Source organism: Paenibacillus sp. RU5M (genome assembly GCF_900221055.1).
GTDB classification, from domain to species: Bacteria; Bacillota; Bacilli; order Paenibacillales; family Paenibacillaceae; genus Paenibacillus; species Paenibacillus marchantiae.
In genome coordinates, this window is sequence record NZ_OBQM01000008.1 from 97,846 (window position 1) to 114,113 (window position 16,268).

Annotated in this window: 21 protein-coding genes and 1 pseudogene; 20 read left to right on the forward strand and 2 right to left on the reverse strand. The window is 44.1% G+C overall.

Going from position 1 to position 16,268, the window contains the following annotated elements; genetic code table 11:
* Nucleotides 1–127: 127 nt before the first annotated feature.
* Complete coding sequence (locus CRO25_RS21940; RefSeq protein ID WP_079696463.1) at nt 128–1,285, reverse strand: glycosyltransferase family 1 protein; 1,158 nt, start codon at nt 1,283–1,285, stop codon at nt 128–130.
* Between the two features lie 244 nt (nt 1,286–1,529).
* On the opposite strand from CRO25_RS21940, the gene CRO25_RS21945 reads away from it, so the two are divergent.
* The 3 genes from CRO25_RS21945 to CRO25_RS21955 are packed head-to-tail and all read left to right on the forward strand — an operon-like array spanning nt 1,530 to nt 2,964.
* Nucleotides 1,530–2,105: a DUF4375 domain-containing protein gene (locus CRO25_RS21945; protein ID WP_079696464.1), complete on the forward strand. Its 576-nt coding sequence runs from the start codon at nt 1,530–1,532 to the stop codon at nt 2,103–2,105.
* Between the two features lie 19 nt (nt 2,106–2,124).
* On the forward strand, nt 2,125–2,661 hold the full coding sequence (locus CRO25_RS21950; RefSeq protein ID WP_079696465.1) for an AAA family ATPase: 537 nt from the start codon (nt 2,125–2,127) through the stop codon (nt 2,659–2,661).
* A gap of 12 nt (nt 2,662–2,673) precedes the next feature.
* Complete coding sequence (locus tag CRO25_RS21955; RefSeq protein WP_079696466.1) at nt 2,674–2,964, forward strand: hypothetical protein; 291 nt, start codon at nt 2,674–2,676, stop codon at nt 2,962–2,964.
* Between the two features lie 97 nt (nt 2,965–3,061).
* On the opposite strand, the gene CRO25_RS21960 is transcribed toward CRO25_RS21955, so the two are convergent.
* A complete protein-coding gene (locus tag CRO25_RS21960; protein ID WP_079696467.1) occupies nt 3,062–3,835 on the reverse strand; it encodes a sporulation protein in 774 nt (257 codons plus the stop codon).
* Between the two features lie 224 nt (nt 3,836–4,059).
* Between CRO25_RS21960 and CRO25_RS21965 the strand changes: the two genes are divergently transcribed.
* The 17 genes and pseudogenes from CRO25_RS21965 to CRO25_RS22045 all read left to right on the forward strand — a co-directional run bounded on the left by CRO25_RS21965 (nt 4,060) and on the right by CRO25_RS22045 (nt 16,233).
* The gene (locus tag CRO25_RS21965) at nt 4,060–4,731 is read left to right on the forward strand and encodes a bifunctional 2-polyprenyl-6-hydroxyphenol methylase/3-demethylubiquinol 3-O-methyltransferase UbiG (RefSeq protein WP_256863735.1); all 672 of its coding nucleotides are present in this window, start codon (nt 4,060–4,062) and stop codon (nt 4,729–4,731) included.
* A gap of 58 nt (nt 4,732–4,789) precedes the next feature.
* Nucleotides 4,790–5,230, forward strand: a complete 441-nt coding sequence (locus tag CRO25_RS21970; RefSeq protein ID WP_079696469.1) for a cupin domain-containing protein — start codon at nt 4,790–4,792, stop codon at nt 5,228–5,230.
* Between the two features lie 20 nt (nt 5,231–5,250).
* A complete protein-coding gene (locus tag CRO25_RS21975) occupies nt 5,251–5,793 on the forward strand; it encodes a hypothetical protein (RefSeq protein ID WP_079696470.1) in 543 nt (180 codons plus the stop codon).
* Nucleotides 5,793–6,332 (forward strand): GNAT family N-acetyltransferase, encoded by a 540-nt coding sequence (locus CRO25_RS21980; protein ID WP_064639614.1) that lies wholly within the window; start codon nt 5,793–5,795, stop codon nt 6,330–6,332. The genes CRO25_RS21975 and CRO25_RS21980 overlap by 1 nt, the downstream gene beginning before the upstream one ends.
* Before the next feature lie 47 nt (nt 6,333–6,379).
* Nucleotides 6,380–6,904, forward strand: a complete 525-nt coding sequence (locus CRO25_RS21985; RefSeq protein WP_079696471.1) for a YfiT family bacillithiol transferase — start codon at nt 6,380–6,382, stop codon at nt 6,902–6,904.
* A gap of 36 nt (nt 6,905–6,940) precedes the next feature.
* Entirely contained in the window at nt 6,941–7,447 is a 507-nt protein-coding gene (locus CRO25_RS21990) for a GNAT family N-acetyltransferase (protein WP_079696472.1), read from the forward strand.
* 267 nt (nt 7,448–7,714) lie between these two features.
* The gene (locus tag CRO25_RS21995; protein ID WP_079696473.1) at nt 7,715–8,437 is read left to right on the forward strand and encodes a bifunctional 2-polyprenyl-6-hydroxyphenol methylase/3-demethylubiquinol 3-O-methyltransferase UbiG; all 723 of its coding nucleotides are present in this window, start codon (nt 7,715–7,717) and stop codon (nt 8,435–8,437) included.
* A 47-nt stretch (nt 8,438–8,484) separates the two neighbouring features.
* The gene (locus tag CRO25_RS22000; RefSeq protein ID WP_079696474.1) at nt 8,485–9,225 is read left to right on the forward strand and encodes an SDR family NAD(P)-dependent oxidoreductase; all 741 of its coding nucleotides are present in this window, start codon (nt 8,485–8,487) and stop codon (nt 9,223–9,225) included.
* Nucleotides 9,226–9,527: 302 nt separating this feature from the next.
* Nucleotides 9,528–9,848 (forward strand): annotated as a pseudogene (locus CRO25_RS22005) (response regulator); the annotation flags it as partial.
* A 14-nt stretch (nt 9,849–9,862) separates the two neighbouring features.
* Nucleotides 9,863–10,741, forward strand: coding sequence for a sensor histidine kinase (locus CRO25_RS22010; protein ID WP_256863727.1), 879 nt, complete (start codon nt 9,863–9,865; stop codon nt 10,739–10,741).
* 100 nt (nt 10,742–10,841) lie between these two features.
* On the forward strand, nt 10,842–11,597 hold the full coding sequence (locus CRO25_RS22015) for an ABC transporter ATP-binding protein (protein ID WP_079696476.1): 756 nt from the start codon (nt 10,842–10,844) through the stop codon (nt 11,595–11,597).
* Nucleotides 11,594–13,519: an ABC transporter permease gene (locus CRO25_RS22020; protein ID WP_079696477.1), complete on the forward strand. Its 1,926-nt coding sequence runs from the start codon at nt 11,594–11,596 to the stop codon at nt 13,517–13,519. The genes CRO25_RS22015 and CRO25_RS22020 overlap by 4 nt, the downstream gene beginning before the upstream one ends.
* Before the next feature lie 156 nt (nt 13,520–13,675).
* Entirely contained in the window at nt 13,676–14,254 is a 579-nt protein-coding gene (pgsA, locus tag CRO25_RS22025; protein ID WP_072734099.1) for a CDP-diacylglycerol--glycerol-3-phosphate 3-phosphatidyltransferase, read from the forward strand.
* Nucleotides 14,255–14,295: 41 nt separating this feature from the next.
* Nucleotides 14,296–14,778 carry a GNAT family N-acetyltransferase gene (locus CRO25_RS22030; protein WP_072734098.1) on the forward strand — a complete coding sequence of 161 codons (483 nt, stop codon included), beginning with the start codon at nt 14,296–14,298 and terminating at the stop codon, nt 14,776–14,778.
* Nucleotides 14,779–14,800: 22 nt separating this feature from the next.
* Complete coding sequence (locus CRO25_RS22035) at nt 14,801–15,226, forward strand: GNAT family N-acetyltransferase (protein WP_036669633.1); 426 nt, start codon at nt 14,801–14,803, stop codon at nt 15,224–15,226.
* Between the two features lie 40 nt (nt 15,227–15,266).
* Nucleotides 15,267–15,704 carry a GNAT family N-acetyltransferase gene (locus CRO25_RS22040; protein WP_063564138.1) on the forward strand — a complete coding sequence of 146 codons (438 nt, stop codon included), beginning with the start codon at nt 15,267–15,269 and terminating at the stop codon, nt 15,702–15,704.
* A gap of 106 nt (nt 15,705–15,810) precedes the next feature.
* On the forward strand, nt 15,811–16,233 hold the full coding sequence (locus CRO25_RS22045) for a hypothetical protein (RefSeq protein ID WP_256863728.1): 423 nt from the start codon (nt 15,811–15,813) through the stop codon (nt 16,231–16,233).
* The last annotated feature ends 35 nt before the right edge of the window (nt 16,234–16,268 follow it).

The following is a 16,268-nucleotide window of genomic DNA, read 5'->3' on the forward strand; positions in this document are numbered from 1 at the left end:
TTATACCTCGTATTGAATATAAATTCTCTTTTTGGAATGATGATGGATATGAATATCCAAACTTCAACAGGTGGGTCTTGGAGCAGCAGTGATCATCCATTATTCAATTCGGTTTATTTAATGAAAATCAAGCTGTGATGATTCGATCTTTCGTTCGTCTTCTCCGATTCTCAATGGCTTCCTCATAATCTCTGACCAACCTGTCAAAAATGTGATCCCACGAACGCTGTTCAGCAAGTTTTCGGCCTTCAAGACCCATATTCCTCAGTTGATCCATATGATCTCCCCAGAGGCATATCTCCCGAATCAATGCATCCGCATGGCCTGGCTTGAACAGAACACCGCTTCGATGATGTGTGACCAAGTCTTTTACACCGCCACCATTCGCAGCGAGAACTGGCAATCCCGAAGCCATCGCTTCCAGCACCACATTGCCAAATGTTTCTGTTGAGGAAGGAAACACAAAGAGATCTGCCGAAGCATACATAGCAGCAAGCTCTTCACCATGCAGATACCCTGTAAAGGTGACATTGGGTGGGGATTGCATACGCATTTTGGGGAGCAATGGCCCATCGCCTACAATGATCCAGTGTACACGGGCTTGCATATGTTCTGGCAACTGCTGCATGGCAAGGGTGAGGGTAGCGATATCTTTTTCCGGGGCAATTCGCCCAACGTAGAGTAGAATTAGAGGAGCCGTTATATTGTAGCGAGTACGAAAATCGGAACTTCGTTTATCAGGTGAATACAGGCTGCAATCGATCCCGCGGGACCATAACTTCAGACGTTGAATACCTTTTGATTGCAATGAGTTTAAGGTCTCTTGAGACGGTGTCAATGTTGCATCACAGGCTCGGTGGAACCATTGGATATACTTCCAGTAAAGAGGAATGACGCTTTTCAACTTGTAGTATTCGAGGTACCGATCGAAGTGAGTATGGTAGGAGATGACATGTGGAAGCTGATACTTGAGCGCATATCTGAGACCGAAAAGACCCATATTGAACGGAGTGGCGATATGCAGCAAATCTGGCTGAAAAGTCTTTAACTCCCGATGAATGGCTGCTCGATTAGGTAAGGCAATACGACATTCCGGGTAGAGGAAAAAGGGGATGTTGGTCACCGAACGGACCGGAGCGGCATCGTTGCCTTCAATAACAGACTGTGGTGTGAATAACAGATGCTCAATGCCTTTGCGGTTCAAGTGATTACTCAAGCGGTGCAGCGTACCGGCAACACCATTGGTTTCCGGAACATAGGTGTCGGTGAACAAGGCCAGGCGCATCATAACCCCTCCCAAGACTCTTGATGACAAGATCATAACAGCGGATCATTTTCCAAAGGTCAAGTGCAGGTTAACTTTATCCGTATTTCGTGTAAAGTGTGCGGGGAAGTGATCTGGTGCAAACTTACATCGGATAAACTTATATAACATATTCTGCTATGATGTATAGGCGTTTAGTTATAGTGGACCTGTATGAAATCATTGGTCCAACTTATATAGATAGAGAGATACAGGAGGCAGAGAGATGAACAAATTACAGGAAGAATTGCAGCAATTATTACCCTTGGATCAGTTTGACAGCATGTCAGGTGAGGAAGTGGTGGGGAGTGTTGCGATGGATCTGTATCGCGCGGAATTTGCGACCATTCGGGAGTGTGGACCTGAACTTCCACAGGTATTGCGAGATACCATCCTGATCATAGATCTGGATACAGAGCTATCCATGAGCGGCATTACTGGTTTTCTTGAAAATTTGAGTGGGCGTTTTCTGGGTGAAACGACGGAAGCGATGCAGCGCATAGACAATGATGCTGATGCAGAGATTCTGAAGAACATCCAGCATATGTTATCCGAAACTGGTGTAACACCTGAGCAGTTAAGAGAAAATGTGAATGCACTCTCCGAACAGGATGTAACGACGACCCTGAATACGCATGGACAGCAGATCCATGAGGTTTTGCAACAGGTTGAGCTGGAAGCGGGTAATTTAAGCATGCAATCGGATAATGAAGAGGTATTTGAACTCCTTTATCAATATGTGGATACCAACAAAGATCGCCTGAAACAGGAGTTGGAGCACCTCTTGTCTAATTCAATCTGACACGCAGGAGGACGTCACTATGATTGTGATGATTAATGGGGCATTTGGCTCGGGTAAAACCTCGGCTGCAACCAAGCTGCAGCCGTTAATTCCGAACAGCATGATCTACGATCCAGAAGAGATTGGATACATGTTAAGAAACGTGATTGTGGATGACGTCCGAATGGATGTGGAGAAAACGGACGATTTTCAGGATATGGAGCTGTGGAAAGTCCTTACCGTGAAAGTCGCCCGTGAAATCAGGCAGAAGTATAACAAACATCTGATTGTTCCGATGACCATCTACAAGTCCAAGCAGTTCAGTTACATCCATCGGGGTCTGAAAGAGCTCGACGCTGACCTGTTTCACTTTACCCTGATGACGTCTATGGAAACATTACATGAGAGATTGTTGAAGCGCGGGGATAAGCCTGATGGATGGACTTTTCAACAAGCGGTTAAGTGTGTCGAAGCATTCCATGGATCACGCTTTGAAGAGCACATTCAGACGGATGGCCAAACGACAGATGATGTAGTGAATTTTATAACTTCCAAAGTGTTGTCAAACCGTAAATGAGGAGGCAAAATAATGAGTATCAACAAACGATTAGGTATGGAGTCCCTGTTGGTAACTTTGCTATTCACACTGGGTTTTATGGTTTGGAATGTCATTCAAGGAATGTTAATGACGCTGAATCATACACCTGAAATGCTGAACAACGCTTCATCCTTCACATCGTTGGAGTCGAAGGTTGATTTTGGCTCCATTGCCCGTTGGGATACTACTTCGATTCTGGTCGCTGCTGTTGGATTTCTCTTGCTTGCTGCTGCATACTATGGACTTCGATCGGGGATACAGCGCTGGACACAGCGTTTCTGATTGTTTATTAAAAGAAGAACATATTCAAAAAACAGTTCTACACCAATGAAAGTTGGTAGGAGAACTGTTTTTTGTTTTTGGGTCTATTTTTAATAGATTATAGATGCTTGGAGATGACTTCTTCCAAACCTTGGGCAACCGAATGCGCACCCCGTGCAAGGTGTCTCTCGTAGAGATGCAGTCGGACAAAGCTCTCATCCGTCCCCATCGCCTCCGAGAAAATGCCACCGAGTCCACGTGCGCGGCGGTCGATCTGAAGCAACAGTTCAAGTGAATCTCCCATCGGGTAGAACAGTACTTCCAGCTCATCCAAATAACCACGGAACTTGCTCGTTGGCACGAATTCAAATTCCTGTACAAATGGAAGATTGCCACCAAGCTTTGGAGCATAGTCATTGGTCACTTCACGCAGCTTGAAACCAAGGAGATCAATCGCATCCAGCACAGTATTCATATCTTTTGTAGGAACTACATGGAGTCTGTCCCGGTCTGAGGGGTCCATGGCGCTTGAGATATCGAGGCCCGTTTCAACCCATACCTCTGCACGATGCAGTGTAATTGGGAGATTTTCAGGTAGATCAAAGGAGAAGGATTTCTCCAGTTTGGCGCCAGGCTGTAAAATAAAACCTTCTGTAAGCAAGTATTTGGCTACAACGGCAGTTTCATTTACTTTTCGATCATTGTGCTCCCGTATGTAATGGGTTTTGATCGTAAGGTAGATTCGGTCTACATTCAGTTCCACGTCTCCACCCTCGATGTAGACGATCCCAGAGATGATTCCTCCAGGCGTAACCTCAGGTGTATGTAATTCTGTATTTACTTTGGCTGCTCCAACACCTACACTGGCTAACATTTTCTTAAAAAAAGACATTCATTCAACCTCCACATCCTATTGGTTTATCCAAGTGGCAAAATACGACTTCGAGCATAATACGGCGCCTACGAGAGAAGCGTTTCAAATTTTAACAAGCACAATATGAGGATAGATAAAACTCTTAAGTGAGAAAAAAGTTAACCTATGGACAGGAAAATCGACTTGTCTGTGTCGAATGTTGTTTAATATGGGATTTTCTTCTGGGGGGATATCTATTGGGCATGGAATGGTATGACATGATCGGACAACGTAACGGAGGATACAAGGGCAGATCGGTATTTACATGGGAGGGCAATTCAGCAGAAGATGTATTTGAAGCGCGCTTGATACAGTTGCTACCTCAGCATAAATCTGTGCTTGATGCAGGTTGTGGTCATGGTGAATTCACATTAAAAATGTCGGCCTATACCGATCATATTACGGGTTTTGACAACTCGCAGGAGCTACTGCGTATCGCTCAGGCTGGGCTTGAGGCAAGTGACGTTGGAAATGTTGAATTTGTCTACGCTACAACCAAAACAGAGTTGCCCTTCGAAGACGAACAGTTCGACCTGATCTATGACCGCAGAGGACCTACGTCCATTATTGAACATGGGAGATTGCTGCGAAAGGGTGGCGTGATCTTTGGCATTCATACGGATGTAAGCAAGGTACAAGAAAGGCTGCATACAAATCAGTATGTAAACATTGAGATTGAGGAATTCAACGAGGCCTTAATGGTTTTCCCTGATGAAAAAGAGTTCGCTATCTTTCTTTCCGATATTCCCGGAAACCCGGATTATACACGGTCGGAGTACTATGAACAGCTTCAAGTTAAGCTGAAGGAAAATCAGATTGATGGGAGACTTGCTGTGCGTGAGCACAAATATATCTGGAAGGCCGTAAGGCGTTAAAGAAAGATTATAAAATATGAATGCTACCTTCGTATTTCAGATCAGGAGGTGTAATGGTTTGGATAGAGAAACTTTAGAACGAAATTTAGGACCAGATAATGTGAATACCAGCTTCGAGCAGATGGCTAACGGGGAACGGAAATACAAGATGGTTTCAGAAGATGGCAGTTATTATTGCAGAACGGTAGCTTCATCTCAGGGAGCATGGCAAAATAGCCATTTCCATAACCATATAACCGAGTTCTATGTTGTGCAGTCTGGTTGGATCGCTTATGCAAATTTTACGAATGATCAGACGCTTGAAATCAGAGTTATGGGCGAAGGAAATCACATCATTGTGCAACCAGGAGTACACCATAATTTATATATGTCAGCTAATAGCGTTATCCATACGATTAAATATGGTTTGAATACAGATAGTGATTGGTCTGCTTCTCCGGAACTGGACAGCGTTACACAGAAGCTAATGGAGAGTGAATTAATTCAGACTTACGCTTAACCAGCTTGGGGGTTAAAAACATGCGAAAAAGTACGATATTTTGGCTAACTGGTATTGCAATTATTATTGTAGCAGTGTTTCTTGTATATAATAATCTGGCTCCAAGCATTACAGCGCAGGATGTTAACATGAAGGGCACGATTCGGCAGACAGCTACGGATGAATACGAGGTGCAATTAACCATTACACGTACAAAAGAAGATAAGGGTCAGCACACCATATATCCCCTTGTAGCTGGCTGGGGTTCAATATCTTTTGATGACAAACAGGACAACCGATTTATTCGACCTACTTCCGTCGGCAGCACAGGTGCAATGGAAGAGATTCTTCGTCAAGTGTTACAGAGGCAATCATCAACAGCGATTACTGAATTTGCAGGGTTCTCCATACCTGATGCGGTGGGCACGTACAAGGTGCGTTTTACCATTCATCCTTTGGGTGATGAGGCAGAACTGATTCGGCAACCGATGATCTATTATGTTCATCAGGAAAAATTACTGGGCAAAGACCTGAGCTGGGTCTCAGGAGAGCCTCTGGAAATCATTAAGGAGTACGCAGAGTGATGCTAATCTATCAATGGAATGAGATTACGGTACGTTTACTGGATGAAAAAGATGAGCAGTTCCTTGTTCAATGGTTGTCTGACCCAGTAGTGCTTCAATATTACGAAGGCCGTGATCAGCCGCATGATCTGAATTTGGTCAGAGATCACTTTTATAGACAAGAGGATACGGCAAATCGTTGTATGGTTGAACACGAAGGTAAACCGATCGGCTATATCCAGTTCTATGAACTGGAGGAGGAAGAACGGAATGAGTATGGTTATGGAGACACCGATGAAATCATCTATGGAACAGATCAGTTTATTGGAGAAGCTGATTATTGGAACCGCGGTATTGGCACACAACTTGTACAATCCATGATGACCTATCTGGTCAATGATAAGCAAGCTCGGAAAGTGGTCATGGACCCGCAATCATGGAACGAACGAGCCATATCCTGTTACGAGAAGTGTGGCTTCAGGAAGGTCAGACTGTTACCAGAACATGAGCTGCACGAAGGGAAAATGAGAGACTGCTGGCTGATGGAGTATGCCCCATAGGAGTGCAATGTGTATATTTAAACCATTTAACCAAGGAGGAATGATCGATGGATTTGAGATACCCGATTGGATCATTTGAACATACAGGCGAGGTTACACCAGAGCAGCGGAAGCAATGGATTCAGGATATTGCCAACTTGCCGGAGCATGCCCGCAAAGCGGTCAAAGGACTGAGTGAAGAACAATTGAGATTACCCTACCGGGAAGGTGGCTGGATGCTCAAACAGGTCATACACCATATGGCAGATAGCCATATGAATAGCATGGTTCGTTTCAAGCTGGCACTGACGGAGGATAACCCTACGATAAGACCATATTACGAGGAACGATGGGCTGAACTGAGTGATTCACGGGAGCTGGACGTCGAATTTTCCCTGCAAATCCTGGATGCGCTGCATCGTCGTTGGGTAGTGCTATTAAACACATTAACGGATGCAGACTATGCCAAAACCTTTTATCACCCTGCATCCAAAGAAACGACCAGACTGGATTATAATTTGGGCGTATATGCATGGCATGGCAGACACCATGTTGCCCATATTACCTCGCTTAGAAGCAGGTTGAGAATCTAGTGGTGAAATAAATAACTTATTAAGGAGATTATATCGATGAATATACATATCAGACTATTAAATGAAGGCGATCCGGTCGTAATTTCGCAGGCGTTTCAGGAGCAGGGTTGGGCGAAATCGGCGGAGCAGTACATTCAATATCTTGCAGAGCAGCAGAATGGTGAGCGGGTGACTTTGATAGCGGAATTGGATGGAGCTTTTGCCGGTTACGCGAATGTATTGTGGAGTTCGTATTACCCTTCGTTCAGGGAACAGGGCATTCCGGAAATTAATGATTTCAATGTGCTGATCAAGTATCAGCGTCAGGGAATTGGATCACGTTTGATGGACCGGGCAGAAGAAGTCATTCATGAGCGAACCGGTACTGCCGGGATTGGTGTCGGGGTGTTCTCCGATTATGGCAAAGCTCAAATTCTGTATGCCCGTCGTGGATATATACCAGATGGACAGGGCATTCACAAGCATGATCGTTATCTAAAGTGGGGCGATGAAACGATCATCGACGACGATGTGGTGCTTTATCTAACGAAGAAATTAAGCTGATCGAATCCTGAATAAAAAGGATTATAACGCTGTTGAGAGGACAGGGAATTACTTTCTTCTAAACAGCGTTTTTTTAGATATAATCGGACTGTTTTCGGCTCGAATCTTACAAGAAAAATAGAGTTAAATTGGGTGGGAATGTTATAATAGAGGGTAGTTGATTTAGCGTATAAACCGTGATGAAGCGGGCAAATGGTGAGCACAGAGATCGAAACATAAGAGGGAATATGAAGGATAATTTATATGGATTTGAGGAGGAATGTGGTTATGGAGAAGACGATTAAAAATGTCCAGGATCTATATGACATGCTTGACTCAGAATTCAGATCAGCGAAGCAATTTTGGGAACCTTTTTACGAGGATCGAGACCGGCCGATTCCCTTTTTTTCAAACAAACCGGATGAAAATCTGGTAGCACATGTGAACTCAGGAATATTACCTGGGGGCAAAGCATTGGAGCTCGGTTGTGGCCCGGGAAGAAATGCAATATATCTAACACGTCAGGGTTATAAAGTAGATGCTTATGATCTTTCAGAGACAGCCATTGCCTGGGCCAAGGAAAGAGCTGTGGAGGAACAGCTTGAAGTGAATTTCGAATGCAAATCAGCATTTGAGCTCACGCCACATGAAGAGTACGATATCGTCTATGATTCGGGCTGTCTTCACCATCTGCTACCACATCAGCGAATTCCCTACATACAGATGATTCAGAGCGCACTCAAACCTGGAGGGTATTTTGGGATGACATGCTTTGCTCCAGGATTTGGCGGTCAAGGTGGACCGGAGAGCGTTATGGACGATTGGGAAGTATACCGTGAGAAGTCGATGAAAGGCGGTCTGGCTTTTACGGAGGAAAAGCTTCGCTATTTGCTTGAAGATCCTTTTGAATGCGTTGAGTTGCGACCTATGAAGGCGATGGGTCAGGATGAAGATTGTTTTGGCTTGCCCATCCTATGGGTGACGTTGTGGAGAAAACCAATCCATACATAATAAGATGTTTCTAACCAAAATGCGTAACAGAAAGGGTGTTAAAGTACATGGGAAACAGACACTTTATCATTACAGGTACATCCAAAGGAATTGGCAAACAGCTCGCAGAGCTGTTATTGGAAAAGGGAGATCACGTCTACGGTATTGCACGCGGAACGGCTGATATGAAGGAAGTGACTGATCGTTACAAGCATTTTCAGTATGATCTTGGTGACCTCAGTGGTATCGATGAGCTTGTCTCACACATATTGAAACAGATTCTACCGCAAGAAGTTGAATTCATCGGGCTCATAAACAATGCAGCGATGCTGGAACCGTTGAAATCGATAGATCGGTGCAGTGCAGAGGAGATCAGTCTTAATATGAACATCAGTTTGGCAGCGCCCATGATTCTGACTTCATCTTTTATACAACATACTAACCACCTGACCACACGCAGAAAAATAGTCAATGTATCGTCCGGGTCAGGAAGTTATCCGGCACCTTCAATGGCATCTTACTGTACCTCCAAAGCTGGAATAAACATGTTCACCCAGAGCGTAGCGATGGAACAATCCGGGCAACCCAATTCCGTTGAAGTGATTGCATTCGATCCAGGGATGGTAGATACTGAGCTACAGGTTGTGGCAAGAGGCAAAAGTGCAGAAGAATTTGCACTGTCTGAGGTATTCGGTCAGGTCTATGAAGCAGGCCAATTAAGATCGCCACAAGATGTCGCAAAGCAATTGATAGAACGGATGGAAGAAATCAGTGATCCAAGCAAGGTCCTCCATACTATGGAGGGATAACAGATTAAAAGTTATAAACGTTTAGATTCATCTAAATTGGTAAGAGACTATGGATTTTACTTTGCCTCGACAATTTGTATTGTTCTATGTAATAGCGGCAGGAGTGGAAGAGACGGAATCGATTCTGAAGAAGCGGTAGCGTTCGCCTGTGTCACCTAATTTCTACATTTAATAAATTTAATAAAGGAAATTTGGGGACAACAGCGATCGGAAGAACGATCCGTATCTGGAACGGTCCCCCGTAGATTGTCAAACAATATGCTTCGGGCAATACCCAAGAAGAACAGAAACGTGGTGAAGGTATGTTTAAAATTATGCTCATTGAAGACGATGAATCGTTATTCAGTGAAATTAAAGAACGGTTATCCCAGTGGTCATATGACGTGTATGGCGTGAGAGATTTTGGCAAAGTGATGCAGGAATACAGTGCCATTCAGCCACAGCTAGTGATTATTGATATTCAGCTTCCCCAGTATGACGGATTTCATTGGTGTCGCATGATTCGAGCCCATTCCAATGTACCGATTATCTTTCTGTCCTCACGTGATCATCCTACGGATATGGTCATGTCGATGCATCTGGGCGCAGATGATTTTATCCAGAAGCCCTTCCATTCCGATCTGTAGCGTATATCGTCGTGCTGAATGTGGTGGTATGCATTGTGTTTATCTGGGCGAGATATCCAAGAGAGACTCGTTTCTACAAAAGATTAACTGCCTGGGATCACACCTATGATCCAGGGGATTTGGATATCGCTGAAAGCCCTTATGAACGGATAGTGCACGATGCTGTCACTTCCCAGACCGAACGTTATCGGAAGGAGTCCTCAGCTCATTTTATTTTGCTGGAGCAAGAAAAGGATGAGATGCTGTCCTGGATTCATGAGGTGAAGACGCCCTTAACCGCGCTACAATTAATGATTGAGCGAATGCCGGATGACAAGCTGCAGGGTCAGATGACGTATGAATGGCTGCGAATTCACCAACTTCTCGATCAGCAGCTTCACCAGAAGCGTATTCCATTTATGCATAATGATTTGTTTGTGGAAGAAACAGAGCTTGAACCGATTTTGAATGGCGAGATTAGAGCTTTGAAGTCGTGGTGTATATCCAAACGGATTGGCTTCGACGTGTCTTTAGATGTGACAAAGGTGCTGACCGACAGTAAATGGTTAGGTTTTATCATACGGCAGCTGCTTAGTAATGCGGTGAAATACAGCCATTCCTCTGACATTGTCATTGAAAGCAAGGAACAGGATGGGCACATCATATTGACCATTCAGGATTATGGAAGAGGGATCGAAGCGCAGGATTTACCACGTATCTTTGATAAAGGCTTCACTTCAACTCAGGGTAGACTGGAAGGAACGGCAACGGGAATGGGCTTGTATTTGACCCGACAGGTGGCACAAGCACTTCGTATAGACGTTAAGGTACAGTCTGCTCCCGGAGAGGGCACTAGCGTCAAGCTAACCTTCCCGCGAAAAAATGACATGATCCATCTTGCAGGCGTGTGACAACATTGTCACATGCTTTTTGGTTTTGTTCGGTGAATCGCACGATAAATCAGAGCATCCCGCCTATGATGGAGATATACCAAAGAGGAGTGAGTGGGATATGTGGATACTGGAAGCCAAAAAAATTCATAAAGTCTATGGCAACAAACTAAATAAACAGGAAGTCCTCAAGGGGATTGATCTCGGGGTAAGTAAAGGCGAATTTGTTGGTATTATGGGGCCCTCAGGTTCGGGGAAAACGACGCTGTTAAATGTTCTTTCTTCGATCGATCGGGTAAGTCAGGGCACGATTGACATTGAAGGTCAGGAGTTCACCGGCATGAAGGAAAAACAGCTGGCTGAATTCCGAAAATTTCATCTCGGCTTTATTTTTCAGGATTATAATCTGCTAGATACCCTCACAGTGAAGGAAAATGTAATGCTGCCGCTCTCGATTACGAGTATGCCGAAGCATGAGGCACACCTGAAGTTCGAACAAATTGCCCGTGAACTGGGCATATATGAGCTGAAAGACAAATATCCGTCCGAGATTTCGGGTGGACAGAAGCAGCGGACTTCGGCCGCGCGTGCGTTTGTGCATGATCCAAGCATTATTTTCGCTGACGAGCCGACAGGTGCGCTCGATTCCAAATCGGCTTCGGATCTGCTTGGCAAATTAAGTGATATGAACAGCAAACATCAGGCCACCATTATTATGGTCACCCATGATCCGTTTGCCGCGAGTTATTGCAGCAGGGTGATTTTCATTCGGGACGGTCAGATCTACACTCAATTAAATAAAGGAGACGAGTCCCGGCAATCCTTCTTCAACGATATTATCAAAACTCAGGGCGTATTGGGTGGTGTGCAGCCATGAGTCTGAACTACATCATTTTTCGCAATCTGAGGAAAAACCTGAAGAATTATTATCTTTACGTCTTCGCCCTGATCTTTAGTGTGGCGCTGTATTTTTCCTTTGTGACATTGCAGTATGATCCCTCCATGAATGAGGTTGCTGAATCAACGAAAGGGGCTGCCGCGATAGGGGCCTCGTCCGTGTTACTGATTGTCATTGTGGGCATTTTTCTGCTCTATACCAATACAATCTTTATCAAGCGACGCAGTAAGGAGATCGGTTTGTTTCAGCTAATCGGACTGACGAAAGGGAGAATATTTGGCATCTTGAGTGCGGAAAATTGCATTCTCTACTTTGGTTCTATGGTAATCGGTATTCTAATCGGGTTTATGGGTTCCAAGCTGATATTAATGATTTTGTTCAAAATTATTGGCGTTGATGCGATAACAAAACTATACTTCTCACCGATGGCGCTGTTGCAAACGCTGACTGTCTTTGCGGTCATGTACTTGCTCATCATGCTGATGAATTACCTGTTTATCCGAGCACAGAGCATCCTATCGCTCTTCCAAGTATCTTCTACAACGGAGCAGCAGGTACAGAAGTTATCTGTGGGGCAGATTCTGATGGGTATCTTGGGTATTGCTCTCATCGTGTTCGGTTACATCTTGTCTGCACGGCTGTTCAGCGTCGAGAAATTGGATATGCAGCAGTTAATGTACACCATGATTTTGATTTTGTTCTCGGTTATTCTGGGGACATATCTGTTCTATAAAGGTTCCGTCAGTTTTCTCTTTAATCTGATTCGCAAAAGTAAAAAAGGCTATCTCTCCATTAATGAGGTATTGTCGTTATCCTCCATCATGTTTCGCATGAGGTCGAATGCCTTGCTGCTGACCATTATTACTACCGTATCTGCACTCGCCATAGGTTTGTTGTCGCTCAGTTACATTTCCTATTATTCGGCAGAGGCACAAGCCAAGGAAAGCCTGCCGGAAGATTTTTCATTTGCTCAGGCTGAGGTAAAGGATCGTTTTGTTGCTGAGCTGGATAACAAACAAATTCCGTATGAAGAAAAGCACAGACAACCTTTATATATTGAGATTGATGCATCGAAGGTCATGAATGACTCCCTGTCGGAAGATCGATTGTTCAGCAGTGTGTTAAGTGACAGCATGGTGGATAACATCGACCTGAAACCAGGCGAAGTTATTTTCATGGGATATGGCAATGTGATTCAGAAATTCTTTTCCATTCGGGATGAAGGTCCCATTTTTCTGCACGGATTGAAAAATACGATTGACCAGCAATTGATTGGAACTGTCAAACAGGGCGTACTTCCCGTGTATTACACCAGAGGAACGCCTGTAGCGGTTGTGGATGAATCGGTTTATGCGGAGCTTGCGCAAGATCTTGATCCGAAAATTCAGGAGGTGGAAAGGACAGATTATTACGGTGTGCAGATTACAGATTCGGGGCAAGACGAGAATGCGTATGTCATTTTTGCAGATCTGAAATTGAAAGCTCCGAGCTTCTCCCAGATTGAATTCCGAAATAATCAACGTACCAGTATGGGCCTAATCATGTTCATTGTTGGTTTCCTGGGACTGACTTTCTTGATTACATCCGGGTGTATCCTCTATTTCAAACAAATGAATGAGAGCGAAGAAGAGAAATCAAACTATACTATTCTGCGCAAACTTGGATTTACTCAAGGCAATTTGTTACGCGGAATTCAGTTCAAGCAGTTGTTTAATTTCGGCATTCCACTTGTTGTGGGCCTGAGCCATAGTTATTTTGCCGTGAAATCAGGCTGGTTCTTCTTTGGCACCGAACTTGCCACACCTACTGTAATCGTCATGATTGTGTATACGTTGTTGTATTCAATCTTCGGCCTGTTGTCCATATGGTATTACAAACGAGTGATAAAAGAATCATTGTAGATCAGAGGATAGCTACAGAGGAATACATTAAAGAAATCGGAAGAAGGGCAACTGTATGATATACAGTCTGCCCTTTCTTTTTTTGTGAAAAAAAGGAGGATGGCGCAAGGGTGGAGAAATCACAACATATTGGAGTGAAGTAGAGGGAGGTTTTCCATGAACCTGGCTAACAAGATTACCCTGGCAAGAATGACATTGATTCCTTTATTTATGTTGTGCTTCATCCCGTTGCCATCATGGATACAGGAGTCGAGTGAACTTATTCGTTTTTTGGATCAGCATGGTCTGGTGATTGGCGTTATTATTTTTGCACTGGCTGCGGGTACGGATAAGCTGGATGGGTATGTGGCCCGAAAATATAATCAGATCACCAATCTGGGGAAATTGCTTGATCCACTGGCAGATAAACTCTTGATTTCGGTTGCACTGATTATGATGGTTCAGGAGAATCTGATCGGTTCATGGATTGCTGTGATCATCATTGGACGTGAAATTGTCATTACAGCACTGCGTATGATTGCGAGTGAACAGGGAATTGCCTTGGCTGCTGATCGATATGGCAAAATCAAAATGGTGCTGCAGGTGGCAGCCATCATCGCTGTATTATTGAATAATTTTCCGTTCAGTTTGCTGACGGATGTGCGGGTTGATATGATTTTATTATGGCTGGCGGCAGGAGTTACGCTGTTCTCAGGATTGAACTATATCTTAGTAAATTATAGACTACTGAAATAAAGAACCCCTGCGAAACCTAACGGAAAGAAGGAAATAATCTCATGTTATCGATTCATAAGGCGGATTACCAACATAAATCAACTTTGCGTAATCTGATGGAGTTGTACAAATACGATTTTAGTGAGTATGACCCGGAAGATGTTAACGAAAACGGGTTATATGAGTATGTGTACCTGGACCATTATTGGACAGAAGCGGGCAGATATCCTTTTTTGTTTCGGGTAGAAGGACAATTGGCGGGATTCGCACTGATTCGTGAAATCGAGAGTGAACAGGGAACGAGTATATACGCTATGGCAGAGTTTTTTGTAATGAAAAAATACAGAAAGCTGGGAATGGGTGCGCAAGCTGCCATCCATGTGTTCAACCTTTTCCCTGGGACATGGAAAGTAGCGGAGATGGAGACGAATGAGCCTGCTCAGATTTTCTGGCGTAAGGTCATCGCACGCTATACCGATAATAAATACCAAGAGGTTAGAGAGCCTGACTGGGAAGGTCCTATTCAGATGTTTACCACGAAGTAATGACGAGAAGAAGGAGAAGAGGATGTCCCAAATAAACATCAATCCAAGTACTTCAGAGGATTCAGAGTATGTTCGCCAGCAACTTATCGCATTTAATGCTGCGCATGTGAGCGAGGAATTAAGGCATCGTTACGAAGAACTGAATTTCAATATCAAAAATGAGACCGGCGAGATAGTTGCAGGTGTGCTTAGTACACTTTGCTGGAACTGGCTGGAGGTTGATATTCTTTGGGTGGATTCTGAACAACGGCATCGGGGATATGGTTCTCAGTTGTTGCTTGAAGTTGAGCGAATTGCGCGAGAGAAATCTTGTGATTTTGTCATGTTGAATACTTTCTCATATCAAGCACCTGAATTTTACAAGAAGCATGGCTACCAATTGATCACAACGATCGAGAATGCACCGACCGGACACAGTCATTATTATTTTAAGAAGGACCTAACGTAAGACAGCGTATGTGAAATAGGGCAAAATCAGGAGGGTTATTATGGTTACCATTAAAGCAATCGAACTTGAGGATTTACCGGCGCTAAGCCAATTATACAACGAATTGATGGGTACACCGACTAATGAACAACAGATGCAGAAGATGTTTCATTATATCCAGCAAAATGGGCACTACCATGTACTCGGTGCATTTTACGACGGCGAACTGGCCGGATCGGTTATGGGTATTGAATGTATGGATCTGGCGGGTCAGTGCAATCCCTTCATGGTTGTGGAGAATGTGATTGTATCCGATCGGGTACGCAGACAGGGAATTGGTCAGAAGCTTATGCTTCAGATTGAGCACATTGCGAGAGATCTTGGATGTGAATACATGATTCTGGTGTCTGGCGATCAGCGCAAAGAGGCTCATATTTTCTATGAAAAGCTGGGCTTTAAAGATGAGAAAGTTCAGGGTTACCGGAAGCATTTTAATTAATCAATATATCACGGAAAATGTCTAATAGGTAGAAGGACTACTTAAGGAGCAGGGCGAATAAGGCATAGTCTCGAAATAAATGAACTGATATGAGGGAGGCACTCTCGTGTTCAAAAAATGGGCTAATGTCTTGATGATTCTGAGTTTGGTATTCGCTGTATGTTCCCCAACATCCTATGCCGCTGCCAGGACGGTTAAAGTGACCGTGACGCTTGTCAGTGCAGAACTGGTGGAGAACAATTCCGTTGGTAATGAATGGGCCATAGGGGCAAGTGTGAACGGCAAGAGCCTGGAGGAGGGTTCGTCGGTCACGTTGAATCTGAAACCTACAGATATGCTGAAATTACAAGCGAATGCCGAAGAGCAGGACAAAATCCCTGATCTAGGGAGCAAAAGTATGAACGTTAAGGTTTCCTCCATTACCAAATCAATCAACAAGACTCTATCGGTTGTCGTGACGGAGAACAGGGGCCGTTATTCGGGTAACACAGCGACGTGGGAGTTCAAGTTTAAGATCAGTAAGAAATAAAATAGGGACTGATCATGTAAAAGAGAGCCTAGCTC

Bases quoted from the DNA above. Each gene is read 5' to 3' on its own strand.
- CRO25_RS21950 (WP_079696465.1), top strand. From the start codon at position 2,125: ATGATTGTGATGATTAATGGGGCATTTGGCTCGGGTAAAACCTCGGCT.
- CRO25_RS21960 (WP_079696467.1), bottom strand. From the start codon at position 3,835: ATGTCTTTTTTTAAGAAAATGTTAGCCAGTGTAGGTGTTGGAGCAGCC.
- CRO25_RS21985 (WP_079696471.1), top strand. From the start codon at position 6,380: ATGGATTTGAGATACCCGATTGGATCATTTGAACATACAGGCGAGGTT.
- CRO25_RS22040 (WP_063564138.1), top strand. From the start codon at position 15,267: ATGGTTACCATTAAAGCAATCGAACTTGAGGATTTACCGGCGCTAAGC.
- CRO25_RS21975 (WP_079696470.1), top strand. From the start codon at position 5,251: ATGCGAAAAAGTACGATATTTTGGCTAACTGGTATTGCAATTATTATT.
- CRO25_RS21955 (WP_079696466.1), top strand. From the start codon at position 2,674: ATGAGTATCAACAAACGATTAGGTATGGAGTCCCTGTTGGTAACTTTG.
- CRO25_RS21980 (WP_064639614.1), top strand. From the start codon at position 5,793: ATGCTAATCTATCAATGGAATGAGATTACGGTACGTTTACTGGATGAA.
- CRO25_RS22000 (WP_079696474.1), top strand. From the start codon at position 8,485: ATGGGAAACAGACACTTTATCATTACAGGTACATCCAAAGGAATTGGC.
- CRO25_RS22020 (WP_079696477.1), top strand. From the start codon at position 11,594: ATGAGTCTGAACTACATCATTTTTCGCAATCTGAGGAAAAACCTGAAG.
- CRO25_RS22035 (WP_036669633.1), top strand. From the start codon at position 14,801: ATGTCCCAAATAAACATCAATCCAAGTACTTCAGAGGATTCAGAGTAT.
- pgsA (WP_072734099.1), top strand. From the start codon at position 13,676: ATGAACCTGGCTAACAAGATTACCCTGGCAAGAATGACATTGATTCCT.
- CRO25_RS21940 (WP_079696463.1), bottom strand. From the start codon at position 1,285: ATGCGCCTGGCCTTGTTCACCGACACCTATGTTCCGGAAACCAATGGT.
- CRO25_RS21995 (WP_079696473.1), top strand. From the start codon at position 7,715: ATGGAGAAGACGATTAAAAATGTCCAGGATCTATATGACATGCTTGAC.
- CRO25_RS22015 (WP_079696476.1), top strand. From the start codon at position 10,842: ATGTGGATACTGGAAGCCAAAAAAATTCATAAAGTCTATGGCAACAAA.
- CRO25_RS21965 (WP_256863735.1), top strand. From the start codon at position 4,060: ATGGAATGGTATGACATGATCGGACAACGTAACGGAGGATACAAGGGC.
- CRO25_RS21945 (WP_079696464.1), top strand. From the start codon at position 1,530: ATGAACAAATTACAGGAAGAATTGCAGCAATTATTACCCTTGGATCAG.
- CRO25_RS22030 (WP_072734098.1), top strand. From the start codon at position 14,296: ATGTTATCGATTCATAAGGCGGATTACCAACATAAATCAACTTTGCGT.
- CRO25_RS21990 (WP_079696472.1), top strand. From the start codon at position 6,941: ATGAATATACATATCAGACTATTAAATGAAGGCGATCCGGTCGTAATT.